Source organism: Cupriavidus sp. YR651 (genome assembly GCF_900101625.1).
GTDB lineage: Bacteria > Pseudomonadota > Gammaproteobacteria > Burkholderiales > Burkholderiaceae > Cupriavidus.
The window spans coordinates 121,360-136,805 of record NZ_FMYZ01000006.1 but is presented as its reverse complement, the minus strand read 5'-3'; the positions used below and the strand labels follow the sequence as shown (position 1 = coordinate 136,805).

Genomic DNA, 15,446 nt, shown 5'->3' with positions numbered 1-15,446 from the left:
GAAACTCAGGCGCTGTCGGCCAGAGCAAGCGAGAGCTCCAGTTCGGCCCGAACGCCCTGCCCCTGCGTCGCATCGCGCAGGGTCACCGCGCCACCGCATCGCGCCGCCATCTCGCGCGAGATAGCCAGGCCCAGTCCCGATCCGGGTTCGGTGTTCTCCACCCGCCGGTAGAAGCGCGCGAACACCTTTTCGCGCTCGGCCTCCGGAATCCCCGGGCCGTCGTCTTCCACGGCCAGCAGCGCGCGCCCATCGACACACGATGCCGACAGCGTAATGCGGCTGCCGCGCCCCGAATACTGGATGGCGTTGTGGACAAGGTTCGCCAGCGCCTCGCGTAGCAGCGCCGCGTCGGCGCGCACCGGCAGCACCAGCCCCGTGGGGCGCTCCCAGCCAAAGTCCTGCTGCTTGCCGCGCGCGAGTGGCAGGTAGTCCAGCGCCACCTGTTCCGCCACCTTGACCGCGTCAACAATATCGACGGCTTCCGCCGGGCTAGAACCATCGCGCGACGGCTGGCGTACGCGCGCCAGGGCGAGAAGCTGGTTGGTCAGCCGTGCCGCCTGCTCCAGCTGCGTGACGATGCCGCCCACTGCCTCGCTGGCGGCCTCGCGCGACGCCGCGCCATCGCCGCGCGAGCAAAGCTGCCGCTGCGCGAACTCGGCTTGCGTCTTCAGGATGGCGAGCGGTGTGCGTAGCTGGTGGGCGGCATCGGCGATGAACTGGGCCTGCGATTGCGCCATCGCCTCGGATCGCGACACGTGCAGGTTCACCGCATCGACCAGCGGACGCACTTCCACCGGCACGCGGTCGAATTCCAGCGGCGTCAGGTCTTCGGGCGAGCGGGCGCGCACATCATCGCGCACGCGTGACAGCGGCTTCAGCACGTAGGTGATGCCGCCCACGAGGATTGCCGCCGAAAGCACGATCAGCGCGACGTCGCGCAGCAACGCGCTACGCCAGACATTGCCGATCAGCGCCGCGCGCGGTTCGGCCGTTTCCGCCACCTGGATGATCACGCGGATGCGCGCATCGGGCCGGTAGATGGGGCGCGCCATGGCGGCGATCCGCACCGGGTCGCCACGATACGTCGCGTCGTAGAAGCGGGGCTGATTATTGAGGAGCGGCCCGGACGGCAGCGGCAGGTCGTCGTAGCCGGTCACGGTTTCGACGCTGCCGGCGCGCTCCATCGAGACGCGATAGAAGACGTGGGTCTGCGCGGCGGTTTCGAACATCTCCATGGCCGCGTCGGGCAGCGTGAGTTGCACGCTTTCGCCGGCCATGCCGATGGCGTTGTCGATCGTCCGGACGGAGCCGTAGAGGGAGCGGTCGTATGCGGTATTGGCCGCGTCACGCAGCGTGCCGTAGGTGAACCAGGTGTCGACAGCCATCATCAGCGCCAGCGCCGGCACCAGCAGGATCAGCAGCTGGCGGCGCAGGCTGCCGCGCAGCCACAGCCGCACCGGCAGGCGCGCGCGCTGGCGCAGGTGGCGACGCCACATCTCAGGCCTCGGCCTCGGGTTCCAGCAGGTAGCCGAACCCGCGCAGCGTGACGATGGTGACGCCGTGGCCCGTCAGCTTCTTGCGCAGGCGGTAGACGAGTACTTCGATGGCATCGGGGCTCACGTCGGCGTCGAGCGAGAACACCTTGTCGAGCAACTGGGCCTTGGTCAGGGGCTGGCCGCTCCGAGCCAGCAGGGCGCCGAGCAGTGTGGATTCGCGTGGCGTCAGGGCCAGCGGCGCGCCGCCAAGCGTAAAGCTGCGCGTCTCGCCGTCGAACACCAGCGTCCCGCATTGCAGGCGCGGATGGGCGCGGCCACGGCTGCGGCGGATCAGCGCCAGAATGCGCGCTTCCAGTTCGGCAATGGCAAATGGCTTGGGCAGGTAATCGTCCGCGCCGAGGTTCAGTCCGCGCACGCGTTCGTCGAGCGTGTCCTGCGCGGTCAGGATCAGCACCGGGGTGCGATCGTCACGGCCGCGCATCGCCTTGAGTACGGCCAGGCCGTCCTTGCCCGGCAGGCGCAGGTCGAGGACCACGGCGTCGTACTCCTCGGCCATCAGGCGAGATTCCGCCTGCAGGCCGTCGGCCACATGCTCGATGACAAAGCCGCCCTGCTCCAGCGCGCGCGCCACCCAGCGGGCCAGTTCCACCTCGTCTTCCACCAGCAGGATGCGCATGCCCGACCTCCTCTGCCGGATCTTGAATCGAGGCCGCGGGGTGCGTCCTGAGGGCGCCTATAATACCTCCGCCCTGCCTGCCGGTGTCGGCCGGCGCCTCCGCCGGGACCGTCCGCGCCGGCTCTCGCATCGCCATGAATTCTCCGAGTCCTTTGCCGAATTCCCAGAGCCCTCCGAGTCCCCCGGATTCCCCCGGTTCCCCCAGTTCCCCGAGTCCCTTGTCCAGTCGCCTCCCCGCATCGTTGCCGCCGCCCCTTGTCTCGCCGACCCGCCGCGAGCTGTTGCGGGCGGGCGCTGCCGTGGCCACCATCGCCGCGACAGGTGCATCCGCCAGCCCGGCCTTCGCCCAGGCGCCCGCGCGGCCCGCCGTGCCCGACGGCTACCCGGCCGACTACGACGGCATCATCCGGCGTGCGCAGCGCGAAGGCGCGGTGACGGTCTACGCCTCCACGGACGTCGAAGTGGTGCAGCCGTTGATTGCCGCGTTCGAGGCGCGCTACCCGGGCATCCGCGTGCGCTATCAGGACCTGAACACGGTGGAGCTGCACAATCGCTTCCTGGCGGAAAGCGCCAGCCTGGGCACGGGTCGGCCGGGGCGCGATGCCGACTATGCCGATGTGCTGTGGAGCACGGCGATGGATCTCCAGATCAAGCTCGTCAACGACGGCTACGCGCAGCGCTACGAGTCGCCCGAACGTGGTGGCCTGCCGAGCTGGGCGGTGTGGCGCGACGAGGCCTGGGGCACGACATTCGAGCCGGCCGTGATCGTCTACAACCGCAAGCATTTCGAGCGCACGCACGTGCCCGGCAGCCGCAGCGGGCTGGCGCGCCTGCTGCAGGAGCGTGCGCCGCAGTGGCGGGGAAAAGTCATTACCTACGATGTGGAGCGATCTGGCGTGGGCTACCTGCTGGCGCAGCAGGATGCCCGCATGGGCAGCGAATTCTGGTACCTGGCGCAGGCGCTGGGGCGCGCCCAGGTGCAGTTGTCGGCGTCGACGGCGGACATGATCGAGCGCATCGCCAGCGGGGAACTGGTGCTCGGCTACAACCTGCTGGGTTCGTACGCGCTGTCGCTGATGGAGCGCGGCGCCGCGATCGGCGTGATTGCACCGCGGGACTACACGCTGGTGATGTCGCGCGTGGCCTTCATCGCGCGGCAGTCGCCACGGCCCAACGCAGCGCGGCTATGGCTGGACTTCCTGTTGTCGCGCGACGGTCAGGGGTTCCTGGGCAAGTCCACGTCCCAGCTCTATACGATCCGCACGGATACGGACAGCACGCATACCGCCAATGCCCTGGCGGAGCGACTCGGCTATGCGCTCAAGCCGATCAGCGTGGGGCCGGGCCTGCTGGCCGCGCAGGATGCGCTGCGCAAGAAAGCCTTCCTCGCGCGCTGGCGCGAGGCGTTGCGGGGCTGAGGGAGGAGGCTGGGCCTACTCGGCCAGTTCCTGATGGGTTTGTGTCGCTTGCTGGTGATCGCAGAACGATGCCATTTCCGCGTCGAGCGGGGCCATCGGGCGCGGCACGTAGCCCTTGCGCAGGGCGGGTGACAGCCTGAGCGTATCGATGAACGCGTCGGCCAGGCGCTCGGCGTGGTGATTCAGGTCGAAGTCTTCCGGGGAAAACAGCCAGTGCGCCAGGACGCCGCCGATTGCCGCGTGGAACGCATTGACGGCCAGCGGCAGGTCCAGGTCGGCGGAAAGCTGGCCGCGCTCGATGGCAAGGCGCAAGTGCTCATGCATCTTGACCAGGCCTTCCTGATGAGACTGGCGCTGGCGCTCGAAGATGGCGCCGTTGTCCTGCACCATCTCGCACTTGTGGAAAATGATCTCGAACACCCGGCGCCACTGCGGGTTCACGACGGTCTGCCGGAAGACAAAGGCACAGATGTCGCGAATGCCGCCGAGCGGGTCTTCCTGCAACGCAAGCCGCTCGGGCGCGCAAAGCGCCTCGACGGGCAGGTTGACGCGGTCGCACATGGCCGCGAACACGTCGCTCTTGTTCTTGAAGTGCCAGTAGATGGCGCCGCGCGTGACGCCGGCCGCTTCGGCAATATCGGCGAGTGACGGGCGCGCCACGCCGCGGGCGTGGAACACGGCTTCCGCCGCATCCAGTATCCGGTTGCGCGTCTCGAGTGCTTCTTCCTTGGTACGTCTGACCATTTCCTCTTCCTGCCAGCGGCAACGCCGCCCAGGTCTCCTTGTGTCATCGCCGCGTGGGAATCCGTGATGACTCTCTCTTTCTTGCTGTCACCGCGGGTGCCAGCGGGGCGCATCCTAACCCGTCGGCAACATTCTTGCTCACAGGTATCCCAAATCGACAAGAGAAACCGGTTACCAAAGTGTTGCAGAAGGCGCCGGAATGCTCGCAGGGGCTTAACATACATGCTTGAATGTATATATACTACGCCCTCGCCTGGCATCCGGCCAGCCCGAATCTTGTGACGTCCTGTACGCCAGGTGACGCCACCGCCTGCCGGAGCGCCAGGCCAATCCTGCCTGTTTTCAAGTAATGGTCTGGCTCGCCGCCGATAACGATGCGCGGCGTGCCGTGACCAGCATGACCTGTTTTGCCGCCGCGTCCCGCCCCCGGGTCGCGTCTGCCCTGACCCAAGGTTTGGGGCAATGCGGCAGATCTCAAATTGCCATCATGGGGTTATCGATGAGGAAGTCCCAACGTATCCGTTGCGTTGCCGCCGCCCTGGCGGTCCTGGCGTTGTCTGCCTGTGGCCAGAAGGCCCCGCAAGGCGGCGCCATGCCGCCACCGGAAGTGGGTGTTGTTACCGTCACACCGTCCGCCGTCGCCGTTGTCAATGAACTGCCGGGCCGCCTGGAAGGCGTCCGTACCGCGGAAGTGCGCGCCCGCGTGGAAGGCATTGTCCTGTCCCGCAACTACGCCGAAGGCGGCGAGGTCAAGGCCGGGCAGGTGCTCTTCCGCATCGATCCGGCCCCGTACCAGGCCCAGCTGGCCTCGGCGAAGGCCCAGCTGGAGCGCGCGGAGGCCAATGCGGTGTCCGCCCGCCAGAAGGCCGAGCGCTACAAGCCGCTGGTGGCCGTGAACGCCGTCAGCAAACAGGAATATGACGAGGCCGTGGCCGCCGCCGGCCAGGCCAACGCCGACATCGCCGCCGCCAAGGCGGCTGTCACCACGGCCCAGATCAACCTGGGCTACACCACCGTCACCGCGCCGATCTCCGGCCGTGCGGGCCGCGCACTCGTCACCGAAGGCGCGCTCGTCGGCAAGGGCGAGGCCACGCGACTGACGACCGTGGAGCAGGTCGACCCGATCTGGGTGACCTTCACGCAGCCGGCCTCGGAAGTGGCCCGCCTGCGCCGGGCGATCGAGTCCGGTGCGGTCAAGGGCGTCAACGGCGGCGCGCGCGTGCACCTCTTCCCCGAGGGCGGCGAGCGCGAGTATGGCCAGACCGGCAAGCTGCTGTTCTCGGACATGACCGTCGACCCGACCACTGGTTCGATCACGCTGCGCGCCGAGTTTCCGAACGCGAAACGCGAACTGCTGTCCGGCACCTTCGTGCGCGTGAAGATCGAACAGGGCGTGGATGAGAACGCGCTGACCGTCCCGCAACGCGCACTGATCCGCAGCGCCCAGGGCGCCAGCGTGATGGTGGTGGGTACGGATGGCAAGGTGGCTGCCGTGCCGGTCAAGGCGCCGCAGGCGATTGGTGACCGCTGGATCGTCACCGAAGGCCTGAAGGGTGGTGAAAAGGTCATCGTGGAAGGCCTGCAAAAGATCAGGCCGGGCGCGCCCGCCAAGGCCGTGCCGTTCCAGGCGCCGCAGACCGCGGCCGCTCCGGCGGCACCGGCGTCCGGCGTGGCGCCGCAGGAAGCCGACAAGGGCAGCGCCAAGGACAACAGCAAGTCCGAAGCCAGCAACCAGGCACCTGCCAAGCACGGCTAACCACAGCGTAATCGCCATACATAGGGAGCCAGATTCATGGCCAAGTTTTTTATCGACCGGCCGGTGTTCGCGTGGGTGCTCGCGCTGATCATCGCGCTGGGCGGGTTGCTGGCGATCCTGCAGTTGCCGATCGCCCAGTACCCCAACATCGCTCCGCCGATCATCTCGGTGACCACGAGCTACCCCGGTGCGTCCGCCAAGACCATCGAGGACTCGGTGGTGTCCGTGATCGAGCAGGAACTGAACGGCGCGCCGAACCTGCTGTATTACGAGTCGACCAGTGAGGCGTCCGGGCTGGCGTCGATCAACATCGCGTTTGCCCCCGGCTCCAACGTCGACCTGAACTCGGTGGAAGTGCAGAACCGCCTGAAGCGCGTGGAAGCACGTCTGCCCGCCGAGGTACGCCAGCAAGGCGTGAAGGTGGACAAGGCCGGCAACAACTACATGATGTTCATCACGGTCTCGTCCAAGTCAGGCAATTCGGACGCGATCGCGCTGGGCAACTTCGTCTCCGCGCAGGTGGTGGATTCCATCCGCCGCGTGCCTGGCGTGGGCTCGGCCGACCTGTTCGGCACCGAGTACGCCATGCGGATCTGGCTGGACCCGGCCAAGCTGACCGGGTTCAACCTGACGCCGCTGGACGTGACCGCCGCCGTCGCCGAGCAGAATATCCAGGTTGCCGTGGGCGAGCTGGGCGGCACGCCGTCGCCCAAGGGCACGGAGCTCAACGCCACCGTCAACACGGAAAGCCGGCTGACCACGCCGGAGCAGTTCGCCAACATCCTGCTGCGGGTCAATCCGGACGGTTCGTCGGTGCGCATCAAGGACGTGGGCCGCGTGGAACTGGGCGGCGCGGACTACTCGACGCTGGCCCGTACCAACGGCAAGCCGGCATCCGCCATCGCCATCAAGCTCGCGCCGACCGGTAACGCGCTGGCCACGGCCACGGCCGTGCGCGCCAAGATGGAGGAGCTTGCCAAGTACTTCCCGGCGGACTACGAGTTCAGCGTGCCGTACGACACCTCGGCCTTCGTCAAGATCTCCATCGAGGAAGTGGTCAAGACGCTGCTCGAAGCCGTGGTGCTGGTGTTCCTGGTGATGTACCTGTTCCTGCAGAACTTCCGTGCCACGCTGATCCCGACCCTGGTGGTGCCGATCGCGCTGCTGGGTACGTTCGGCGCGCTGCTCGCGTTCGGGTTCTCGATCAACGTGCTGACAATGTTCGGCATGGTGCTGGCGATCGGTATCCTGGTGGACGATGCCATCGTGGTGGTGGAGAACGTCGAGCGGATCATGAGCGAGGAAGGTCTCTCGCCGCGTGACGCCACGCGCAAGGCGATGGGCCAGATCACCGGCGCCATCGTCGGCATCACGCTGGTGCTGACCGCGGTGTTCGTGCCGATGGCGTTCTTCTCCGGCTCGGTTGGCAACATCTATCGCCAGTTCTCGCTGTCGCTGATCGCCTCGATGGCGTTCTCGGCGGTGCTGGCGCTGACGCTGACCCCGGCGCTGTGCGCAACCCTGCTCAAGCCGGTCGAGGCTGGCCATCATCACGAGAAGACGGGTTTCTTCGGCTGGTTCAACCGCACGTTCGCCACGGCATCCACTGGCTATCAGGGGATCGTCGCGCGCATCCTCAAGCGCTCGGGCCGTTACCTGATCATCTACCTGGTCATCATCGCTGGCGTGGTGGTGCTGTTCAAGCGGCTGCCGTCGTCGTTCCTGCCTGATGAAGACCAGGGCTACATGATCACCGTGGTGCAGCTGCCGCAGGGCGCCACGCAGGAGCGGACCATCGGCGTGCTCAAGCAGATCGAGGACTACTACCTGCAGAAGGAATCCAAGGTGGTGGACCAGATGATCACGGTCGCGGGCTTCTCGTTCTTCGGCCGTGGCCAGAACGGTGGTATCGCGTTCGTGCGCCTGAAGGACTGGAAGGAGCGCACCGGCGCGGACGAAACGGCGCAGGCGCTGGTCGGTCGTGCGTTTGGCACGCTGTCGTTCATCAAGGACGCGATCATCTTCCCGCTGAATCCGCCGGCGATCGCCGAGCTGGGCAATTCCTCGGGCTTTGACTTCCGCCTGCAGGACCGTACCGGCCAGGGCCACGCCAAGCTGATGGAAGCGCGGAACATGATGCTCGGGATGGCTGGGCAGTCGCCGGCACTGATGGGCGTGCGCCCCGAAGGCCAGGAAGATGCGCCGCAGCTCAAGATCGACATCGATCGCGAGAAGGCGCGCACGCTTGGCGTGTCGGTGGCGGACATCAACTCCACGCTGACCATTGCCTTCGGTTCCTCGTACGTGAATGACTTCATCTACGAAGGCCGCGTGCGCCGCGTGATCGTGCAGGCCGATGGTGCGGACCGCCGTCTGCCCGATGACCTGACCAAGCTGCGCGTGCGCAATGCCAACGGCGACATGGTGGCATTCGCGTCGTTCGCCACGTCGCAGTGGATCATGGGTTCGCCGCGCCTGGAGCGCTACAACGGCATGCCGGCGGTGAAGATCGCCGGTCAGGCCGCACCGGGCAAGTCCACGGGCGAGGCCATGCGCGAAATGGAGCAGAACTTTGCCAAGCTCCCGCCGGGCTTCGGCTTCGAGTGGTCTGGCCAGTCGTACGAAGAACGCCTGGCGGGATCGCAGGAGCCGATTCTCTATACGCTGTCGCTGGTGATCGTGTTCCTGTGCCTGGCGGCGCTGTACGAGAGCTGGTCGATTCCGGTCGCGGTGCTGCTGGTGGTGCCGCTCGGCGTGCTGGGCGCACTGCTCGGCGTGACGATGCGCGGCATGCCCAACGACGTGTACTTCAAGGTGGGCCTGATCGCGACCATCGGCCTGTCGGCGAAGAACGCCATTCTGATCGTGGAGTTCGCCAAGGATCTGCAGGCGCAAGGCAAGGGCCTGATCGAAGCCACGCTGGAGGCGGTGCACTTGCGGTTCCGCCCGATCCTGATGACGTCGATGGCGTTCATCCTGGGCGTGCTGCCGCTGGCGATTGCCACCGGCGCGGGCTCGGGTAGCCAGCGCGCCATCGGTACGGGCGTGATGGGCGGGATGATCACGGCCACGCTGCTGGCGATCTTCCTGGTGCCGGTCTTCTTCGTCGTGGTGCGTGGCTGGTTCAAGGGCAGCGAGCGTCAGCGCAAGCTGGAGCAGGCGCGCCTCGAGGCTAACGTCGACGGCCAGGAGAAAATCTGACTATGACCAAGACACTGACCACATTGTTGTTGGTGGCGGGCGTACTGAGCGGCTGCACGATGGCGCCGCACTATGACCGCCCCGCCCCGCCGGTGGCCGGCGGCTACCCGGCCGCGCCGGAAGGCTATGCAACCGCCGAAGTGAAGAGCGGCGAGACGCGCCGCGCCACCGATATCGGCTGGCGCGAGTTCTTCCGCGACCCGCGCCTGCAAGGCCTGATCGCGACGTCGCTCGAGAACAACCGCGATCTGCGCCAGGCCGCGCTGCGGATCGAGGAAGCCCGTGCGCTGTATCGTGTGCAACGCGCGGACCTGCTGCCGACGCTGAACGGTAACGCCAGCTTCACGCGCGGCACGGCGCTCGGATCGCAGACGCCGCTCGTTCAGTCGGCCACGGGCAACACCTATCAGGTGGGCTTGTCGGTGACGCAGTGGGAGCTCGACTTCTTCGGCCGCGTGCGCAGCCTGTCCAATGCCGCGCTGGCGCAGTACTTCGCCACCGAGGAAGCGCACCGCGCCGCGTATATCTCGCTGGTATCGGAGGTCGCCAAGGCCTATCTGTCGGAGCGCGCCTTCGCCGAGCAATACGAACTGGCCCGCGATTCCCTCACGGCACGCCAGAGCACGTTCGAGCTGGCCCAGAAGCGGTTTGACGCGGGCGCGACGTCCGCGCTGGACCTGCGCGACAACGAGTCGCTGGTGGCCCAGGCCCGGGTCGCCGCCGCGCAGCTGGCCCGCCAGCGCGCGCAGGCGCAGAACGCGCTCGAGGTGCTGGTCGGCAAGCCGATCGCCCAGATCCCGAACCTGCCGGAGCCGATGCGTCTGTCGGACGAGCGGATCATCAGCGACATCCCCGAAGGCCTGCCTTCGGACCTGCTGACACAGCGCCCCGACATTCGCCAGGCGGAGCAGGAGCTGCTGTCCGCCAACGCCAACATCGGCGCGGCGCGTGCGGCGTTCTTCCCGCGCATCACGATGACGGCCAGCGCCGGCACCATCAGCCCGACCTTCTCGGGGCTGTTCGACGCCGGCACGCACGCGTGGTCCTTCGCGCCGCAACTGGTGCTGCCGATCTTCGACTATGGCCGCAACCTGTCGAACCTGGACGTGGCCAACGTCCGCAAGAACATCCAGATCGCCAACTACGAGAAGACCATCCAGGTGGCCTTCAGCGAAGTGGCGGATGCACTGGTGGCGCGCGGCACGCTGGAAGAACAGGTATCGGGCCAGGAGCAGCAGCGCAACGCCGAGTCAGCGCGGTACGAGCTGTCGCGCTTGCGCTTCCGCAGCGGCGTGGCCAGCTATCTGGACGAGCTCGACGCGCAGCGCCAGTTGTTCACGGCGGAGCAGGCACTGGTGCAGGCGCGCCAGTTGCGGCTGGTCAACGCGATCGATCTCTATCGCGCGCTTGGCGGCGGACTGAACGAGAGCGGACCCGTGGCACAGGCGACACCGCCGCAAGGCACCACGACGCAGTAGGCATCGCGTCGGCAGCATGCAAAAAGGGCGAAGCTTCGGCTTCGCCCTTTTTGCGTTGATGGCTTCGGTTATCGGCCGTGCGGTGGCTCGCATGGAGACCGCCGCGCGTGGCTATGTCCTGGAGCGGGTGCGCATCCAGTCGTCGAGCGGATTGCTGGGGAAGGTCGGGCAGTGCTCGCGACGCACGGTCAGGCTGGCAGTGGCCGATCGCGTTGCGCCCTCGTTGCGGACGGTACGCGCACCGCGGCGGGCACGACCCACGACGGCGGCAGTCGCTATCGCGGCCTGGTGCGCTTCGTTCCGCACGGTGTCGGCCAGCGCGGCAATATGGGCCTGATCGTCGGCCTGCTGGGCCTCGCCGATTTCGACCACATCCTGCAGCGCGTCGAGCTGCCGGATCTCGGGCGCGGGGGCCTTGAGGGCCGCCACCACCATCGACGTCAGATGCGCCAGCAGGTGCGCATCGCTCATATGCCTGCCTTGCGTGAACGTCGGCATGAGGTTGCCGAGTTCATCGCCAGCCAGCACGCCTGCAAGGGCCTTGAGCGCGAAATGCAGACGCCAGCCCAGTTCCTGGCGAGGCACTTCCGGCAGCGCGCGGGAGAATGCTTCGAAGAAGCGGCCGAACACGGGCGCGTAGTGCCCAATCAGGTAGGACTGAATGAATGGAGAGGTGTCCGAATACACGCGCCCGAGCAGGCGCAGAAACGAGGGGCCGCCGATTTCGGGTTGTCGCGCCATCTGCAGCGCGGGCACAAAGAGCGCCCCCATGACGCGCTCGCAGCAGATCTCGTTGCCAGGCCAACGCGCTTCGCACGCATCGAGCAACGCCAGTCGGCGCGCATTGAGGGGATCCAGCCGGCGGCCAAGCACCGACTGCATCATGATTTCCTTGCTGCGGAAATGGTAGTTGACGGCGGCCAGATTGACGATCGCGCGCGACGTTACCTGCCGCAAGGATGTCCCTTCGTAGCCGACTTCGATGAACAGCTTCTCGGTCGCATCCAGAATCCGCGCCTTGGTATCTCCTGCCGTGCTTTTGCCGGTCTTCATGGGTGTCTCTCGCAAAGTTATCGCTGTGGATCCCTGCAGAACATTCCACGACCGTTTTGCTCCGTGCTCTGTCGGCATACGGATGCTTGAAACAGCTGTACGAAGCCTATCTACGCGCCCGGCCGTTTCACAAGGTGAATATTCGAAGGGTTCTTCTAAATTGCGGGGCCCCGATTGCCCTGCAGAATGCGCGTGAAACCTGTCGCGCGCGGCGGTCTTCGGATGCCCCGACCCACGAGGCCTGACGGGCATCCGTGCCGCACCGCATTTTCCCGCCCTCTCCGCTTCCCGCCTCTTCCGCGGGACGCTGGCGTCGTATCACGTCATGATGCGACTGTCCGGCGCGGGGACATTTTGCGCCGTCAACGCAAGGACTGACAACTGAGGGTTCGCCCCGATACGGGTGGGAAAACTGAGCCGTCAAACACTGACGGATTGGCCAGTCGTCGGCGATGACAGCCACGTACAATGTCCCCTCACCGCCCTCCGTCCCCATGCACACCCGTTGGCTCGAAGATTTCGTCTGCCTGGCCCAGGCCGGCAGCCTTGCGCGCGCTGCCGAGCTGCGTAACGTCACGCCGCCAGCATTTGGCCGCCGCATGCAGGCGCTTGAGGTCTGGGCCGGCGCGCCGCTGATCGATCGCAGCGTTTTCCCCGTGCGCCTGACCACCGAGGGGCGGCAGTTTCTCGAAGCCGCCCAATCGGCGCTGCGCACACTCGACGAAGCACGCCTGTCGCTACGCGCGGCGCATCGCGCCGATGCCAGCACGCTTACCATTGCCACGGGCAAGACGCTCGCCCGATCGATGGTGCCGGCATGGCTGGCCAGCCTGCGCGAGGCGCTGCGTGACGACCCGGCCGGCGCCGGCTTTCGTACGCGGCTGACGACCCATGCCACGCACGATGCGATGGAGATGTTCACCGAGGGCGACGCCGATTTCCTGCTCTGCTACAGCCCGCACGACTTGCCGGTGATGCTCGACGATGCCCGCTACATGTTTCATCCGGTGGGCGTGGAGCGGCTGGTCTGCGTGGCTGCCGCCGATGCGCGCGGCGGTCCCGCGCATCGCCTGCAAGGGCCCAAGGCTGGCACGCGTGCCGCACCGGTGCCGATGATCGCCTATGCCGAGACGCTGACGATGGGCCGGATGGTCAACCAGGAGATTGCGCGCCGCAAGCTTGCCAGCCGCCTCGATGTCATCGCGATCAGCGACTTCGCCGAATCGGTGCATGAGATGGTGCGTCAGAAGATGGGACTGGCCTGGCTACCGGCGCGGATGATCGCCGACGACCTGCATGCAGGCCGCCTCGTGCGTGCCGACGTGCAGGGCGGCGACCCCGCCGACCTGGCGCTGGAAATCCGCCTCTACCGCCCGCGCGCGACGATGCGGCCACTGGCCGAGGCGTTCTGGCGCGCCGCTATCGGCCTCGGCGGCTGACGCCTTTTTCCGCGCTCCGGGCCCTCGCGCCGGTCCGGGCGCGGCACGCCGTGGCGGAGGCCGTTTTTGTGCGCGCCGATGCACCATCGCGGACCATTGCCGAAACGGCAACCCGCGTTGCCAAAGCCGCATGTCGCGGCGGCCCACGCTCTCTACCATCGCCGGACAACATCCACACCACTGCCGGAAGAGAAATCATGAAAACCCTGCTGCGCGCGGCCGTCGCCGCCACCCTGAGCTGTTGTGCACTGGCTGCCACCGCGGCCGGCAACTATCCGACCAAGCCGATCACGCTGGTAGTGGGCTACACGGCCGGCGGTAGCGTGGATCTGGTGGCGCGCACCGTGGCGCCGGAACTGGCCAAACGGCTTGGGCAGAGCGTGGTGATCGAGAACCTCGGCGGAGCCGGCGGCACGATCGGCGCGCAGAAGGTGGTCAAGGCGGAAGCCGATGGCTATACGTTGCTGATGGGCTCGGGCAGCGAGGTTTCCATCGCCCGGCTGACCAACTCGGCGGTGCGCTATGACGGCGAGCGCGACCTCGCGCCGATCACTTTTGTCGGCACGCAGCCGATGGTGCTGGTGGGCAAGCTGCAACTGCCGGCCAAGGACGCGGGCGAGCTGATCGCGCTGGCCAAGGCGCAGCCGGGCAAGCTGTCGTACGCGTCGTCGGGCGTGGGCACGCCGCTGAACCTGGCTGGCGAGCTGATCAAGCAGCAAGGCAAGGTCAATATCACGCACGTGCCGTACAAGGGCGCCTCGGCGATGGCCACCGACCTGCTCGGCGGCCAGATCGACCTGGCTGTCATGGTGCTGTCCTCCGCGCTGCCGCATATCCAGGCTGGCCGCGTGAAGGTCTACGGCGTGACGGAGGCCAAGCGCGCCAGCGTGGCGCCGAACGTGCCGGCCCTGGCGGAAACCCCGGCGCTCAAGGGTGTGGACATGGGGGTCTGGTTCGGCCTGATGGCACCGGCCGCGACGCCACGCCCCGTGATCGACCGCCTCAATACGGAAATGCAGACCGTGCTGGCCCTGCCGGACGTACGCAAGAAGCTGGCGGAAGCCGGCGTGGAAGTGGCGCCCGCGAACCCGGCCCAGTTCGGCAGCTTCATCAAGCGCGAAACGAGCCGCTACCGCACGATCGTGCAAGCCGCCGATATCCACGAGTAAAGATAAGCGAGCCATACAAGGACGTTTCTATGACGCAGTCGCCTCCTTTCTTTGACGCTTATCCGGTCGAGGTCGGGTTTCCCGACATCCGGCCCCATGCCGAGGGCAACACCGGCATCGCCTACGTGCACACGTTCGACAGCGGCCTGCCGGGCCCGCATGTGATGATCAACGCGCTGACACACGGCAACGAGGTCTGCGGTGCCATTGCCGTGTCCGGCCTGCTGGAGCACGGCCTGCGTCCGCGCCTCGGCCGGCTGACGCTGGCGTTCGCGAACGTCGATGCCTACGCACGCTTTGACGCGGCCCGGCCCGACGCATCGCGCTTCGTCGACCAGGATTTCAACCGCGTCTGGACCGCCGCCGTGCTGGACGACACCACGCAGGATTCGTCCGAACTGCGCCGTGCACGCGCGATGCGTCCTGTCATCGACACCGTGGACCTGCTGCTGGACCTGCACTCGATGCACGAGAAGAGCCGGCCGCTGATCGTGTCGGGTCCGCTCGACAAGGGCATCGCGCTGTCGAAGGCGCTCGGCGCGCCGGCGGACATCATCGTCGACGAGGGGCACCCCGAGGGCCGTCGCATGCGCGACTACGCGGACTTTGGCGATCCGGCCAGCCCGCGCAATGCGCTGCTCGTGGAATGCGGCCAGCACTGGGAGGCGGGCGCCGTGGATGTGGCGCGCGACTGCACTGCCCGCTTCCTGCTTAACGCGGGCATCGTGGAGGCAGCGGATCTGCCCGCCGGCTGGCTGCGTCCGCTGCCGGCCGCCCAGCGCGTGGTGCGGGTGACCGAGCCCGTGGTGGCTGCCAGCATGGACTTCCGCTTTGCCGGTGCCTACACCGGGCTGGAGACGTTTGCCGAGGCCGGCACCGTGATTGGCTGGCGCGACGGCCAGCCCGTGACGACCCCGTACCCGAACTGCGTGCTCGTGATGCCGTCCCTGCGGCAGCTACGCCCCGGCGTCACCGTGGTTCGCCTGGGGCGGCTGGATAGCTGAGCCGCCAGTCAG

11 protein-coding genes are annotated in these 15,446 nt (G+C 67.1%); 7 read left to right on the top strand and 4 right to left on the bottom strand.

All coding sequences use genetic code 11. From position 1 onward, the window contains the following. Nucleotides 1–5: 5 nt before the first annotated feature. Together BLR29_RS17945 and BLR29_RS17940 are read right to left on the bottom strand one after the other, a co-directional pair. Complete coding sequence (locus BLR29_RS17945) at nucleotides 6–1,496, bottom strand: sensor histidine kinase (protein WP_092138382.1); 1,491 nt, start codon at nucleotides 1,494–1,496, stop codon at nucleotides 6–8. A gap of 1 nt (nucleotide 1,497) precedes the next feature. Further along, a complete protein-coding gene (locus BLR29_RS17940; protein ID WP_092138381.1) occupies nucleotides 1,498–2,172 on the bottom strand; it encodes a response regulator in 675 nt (224 codons plus the stop codon). A 278-nt stretch (nucleotides 2,173–2,450) separates the two neighbouring features. Between BLR29_RS17940 and BLR29_RS17935 the strand changes: the two genes are divergently transcribed. Then, complete coding sequence (locus BLR29_RS17935) at nucleotides 2,451–3,590, top strand: ABC transporter substrate-binding protein (RefSeq protein ID WP_369804648.1); 1,140 nt, start codon at nucleotides 2,451–2,453, stop codon at nucleotides 3,588–3,590. Nucleotides 3,591–3,605: 15 nt separating this feature from the next. Here BLR29_RS17935 and BLR29_RS17930 read toward each other — a convergent pair whose 3' ends face one another. Next, nucleotides 3,606–4,334 (bottom strand): TetR family transcriptional regulator, encoded by a 729-nt coding sequence (locus BLR29_RS17930; RefSeq protein ID WP_092138380.1) that lies wholly within the window; start codon nucleotides 4,332–4,334, stop codon nucleotides 3,606–3,608. A gap of 499 nt (nucleotides 4,335–4,833) precedes the next feature. Between BLR29_RS17930 and BLR29_RS17925 the strand changes: the two genes are divergently transcribed. Genes BLR29_RS17925 through BLR29_RS17915 form a run of 3 tightly spaced genes read left to right on the top strand, consistent with a single transcriptional unit; the run spans nucleotide 4,834 to nucleotide 10,769 of the window. Further along, nucleotides 4,834–6,090: an efflux RND transporter periplasmic adaptor subunit gene (locus tag BLR29_RS17925; protein WP_092138379.1), complete on the top strand. Its 1,257-nt coding sequence runs from the start codon at nucleotides 4,834–4,836 to the stop codon at nucleotides 6,088–6,090. A 36-nt stretch (nucleotides 6,091–6,126) separates the two neighbouring features. Further along, nucleotides 6,127–9,291 (top strand): efflux RND transporter permease subunit, encoded by a 3,165-nt coding sequence (locus tag BLR29_RS17920; protein WP_092138378.1) that lies wholly within the window; start codon nucleotides 6,127–6,129, stop codon nucleotides 9,289–9,291. 2 nt (nucleotides 9,292–9,293) lie between these two features. Further along, nucleotides 9,294–10,769: an efflux transporter outer membrane subunit gene (locus BLR29_RS17915; RefSeq protein WP_092138377.1), complete on the top strand. Its 1,476-nt coding sequence runs from the start codon at nucleotides 9,294–9,296 to the stop codon at nucleotides 10,767–10,769. Between the two features lie 111 nt (nucleotides 10,770–10,880). Here the strand turns inward: BLR29_RS17915 and BLR29_RS17910 are convergent, their stop codons facing one another. Next, a complete protein-coding gene (locus BLR29_RS17910) occupies nucleotides 10,881–11,822 on the bottom strand; it encodes a TetR/AcrR family transcriptional regulator (protein ID WP_092138376.1) in 942 nt (313 codons plus the stop codon). 494 nt (nucleotides 11,823–12,316) lie between these two features. On the opposite strand from BLR29_RS17910, the gene BLR29_RS17905 reads away from it, so the two are divergent. The 3 genes from BLR29_RS17905 (at nucleotide 12,317) to BLR29_RS17895 (ending at nucleotide 15,434) form a co-directional block, all read left to right on the top strand. Continuing rightward, the gene (locus BLR29_RS17905; RefSeq protein WP_092138375.1) at nucleotides 12,317–13,261 is read left to right on the top strand and encodes a LysR family transcriptional regulator; all 945 of its coding nucleotides are present in this window, start codon (nucleotides 12,317–12,319) and stop codon (nucleotides 13,259–13,261) included. Between the two features lie 197 nt (nucleotides 13,262–13,458). After that, a complete protein-coding gene (locus BLR29_RS17900; RefSeq protein WP_092138374.1) occupies nucleotides 13,459–14,430 on the top strand; it encodes a Bug family tripartite tricarboxylate transporter substrate binding protein in 972 nt (323 codons plus the stop codon). 29 nt (nucleotides 14,431–14,459) lie between these two features. Beyond that, complete coding sequence (locus BLR29_RS17895) at nucleotides 14,460–15,434, top strand: M14 family metallopeptidase (RefSeq protein ID WP_092138373.1); 975 nt, start codon at nucleotides 14,460–14,462, stop codon at nucleotides 15,432–15,434. Nucleotides 15,435–15,446 lie beyond the last annotated feature (12 nt).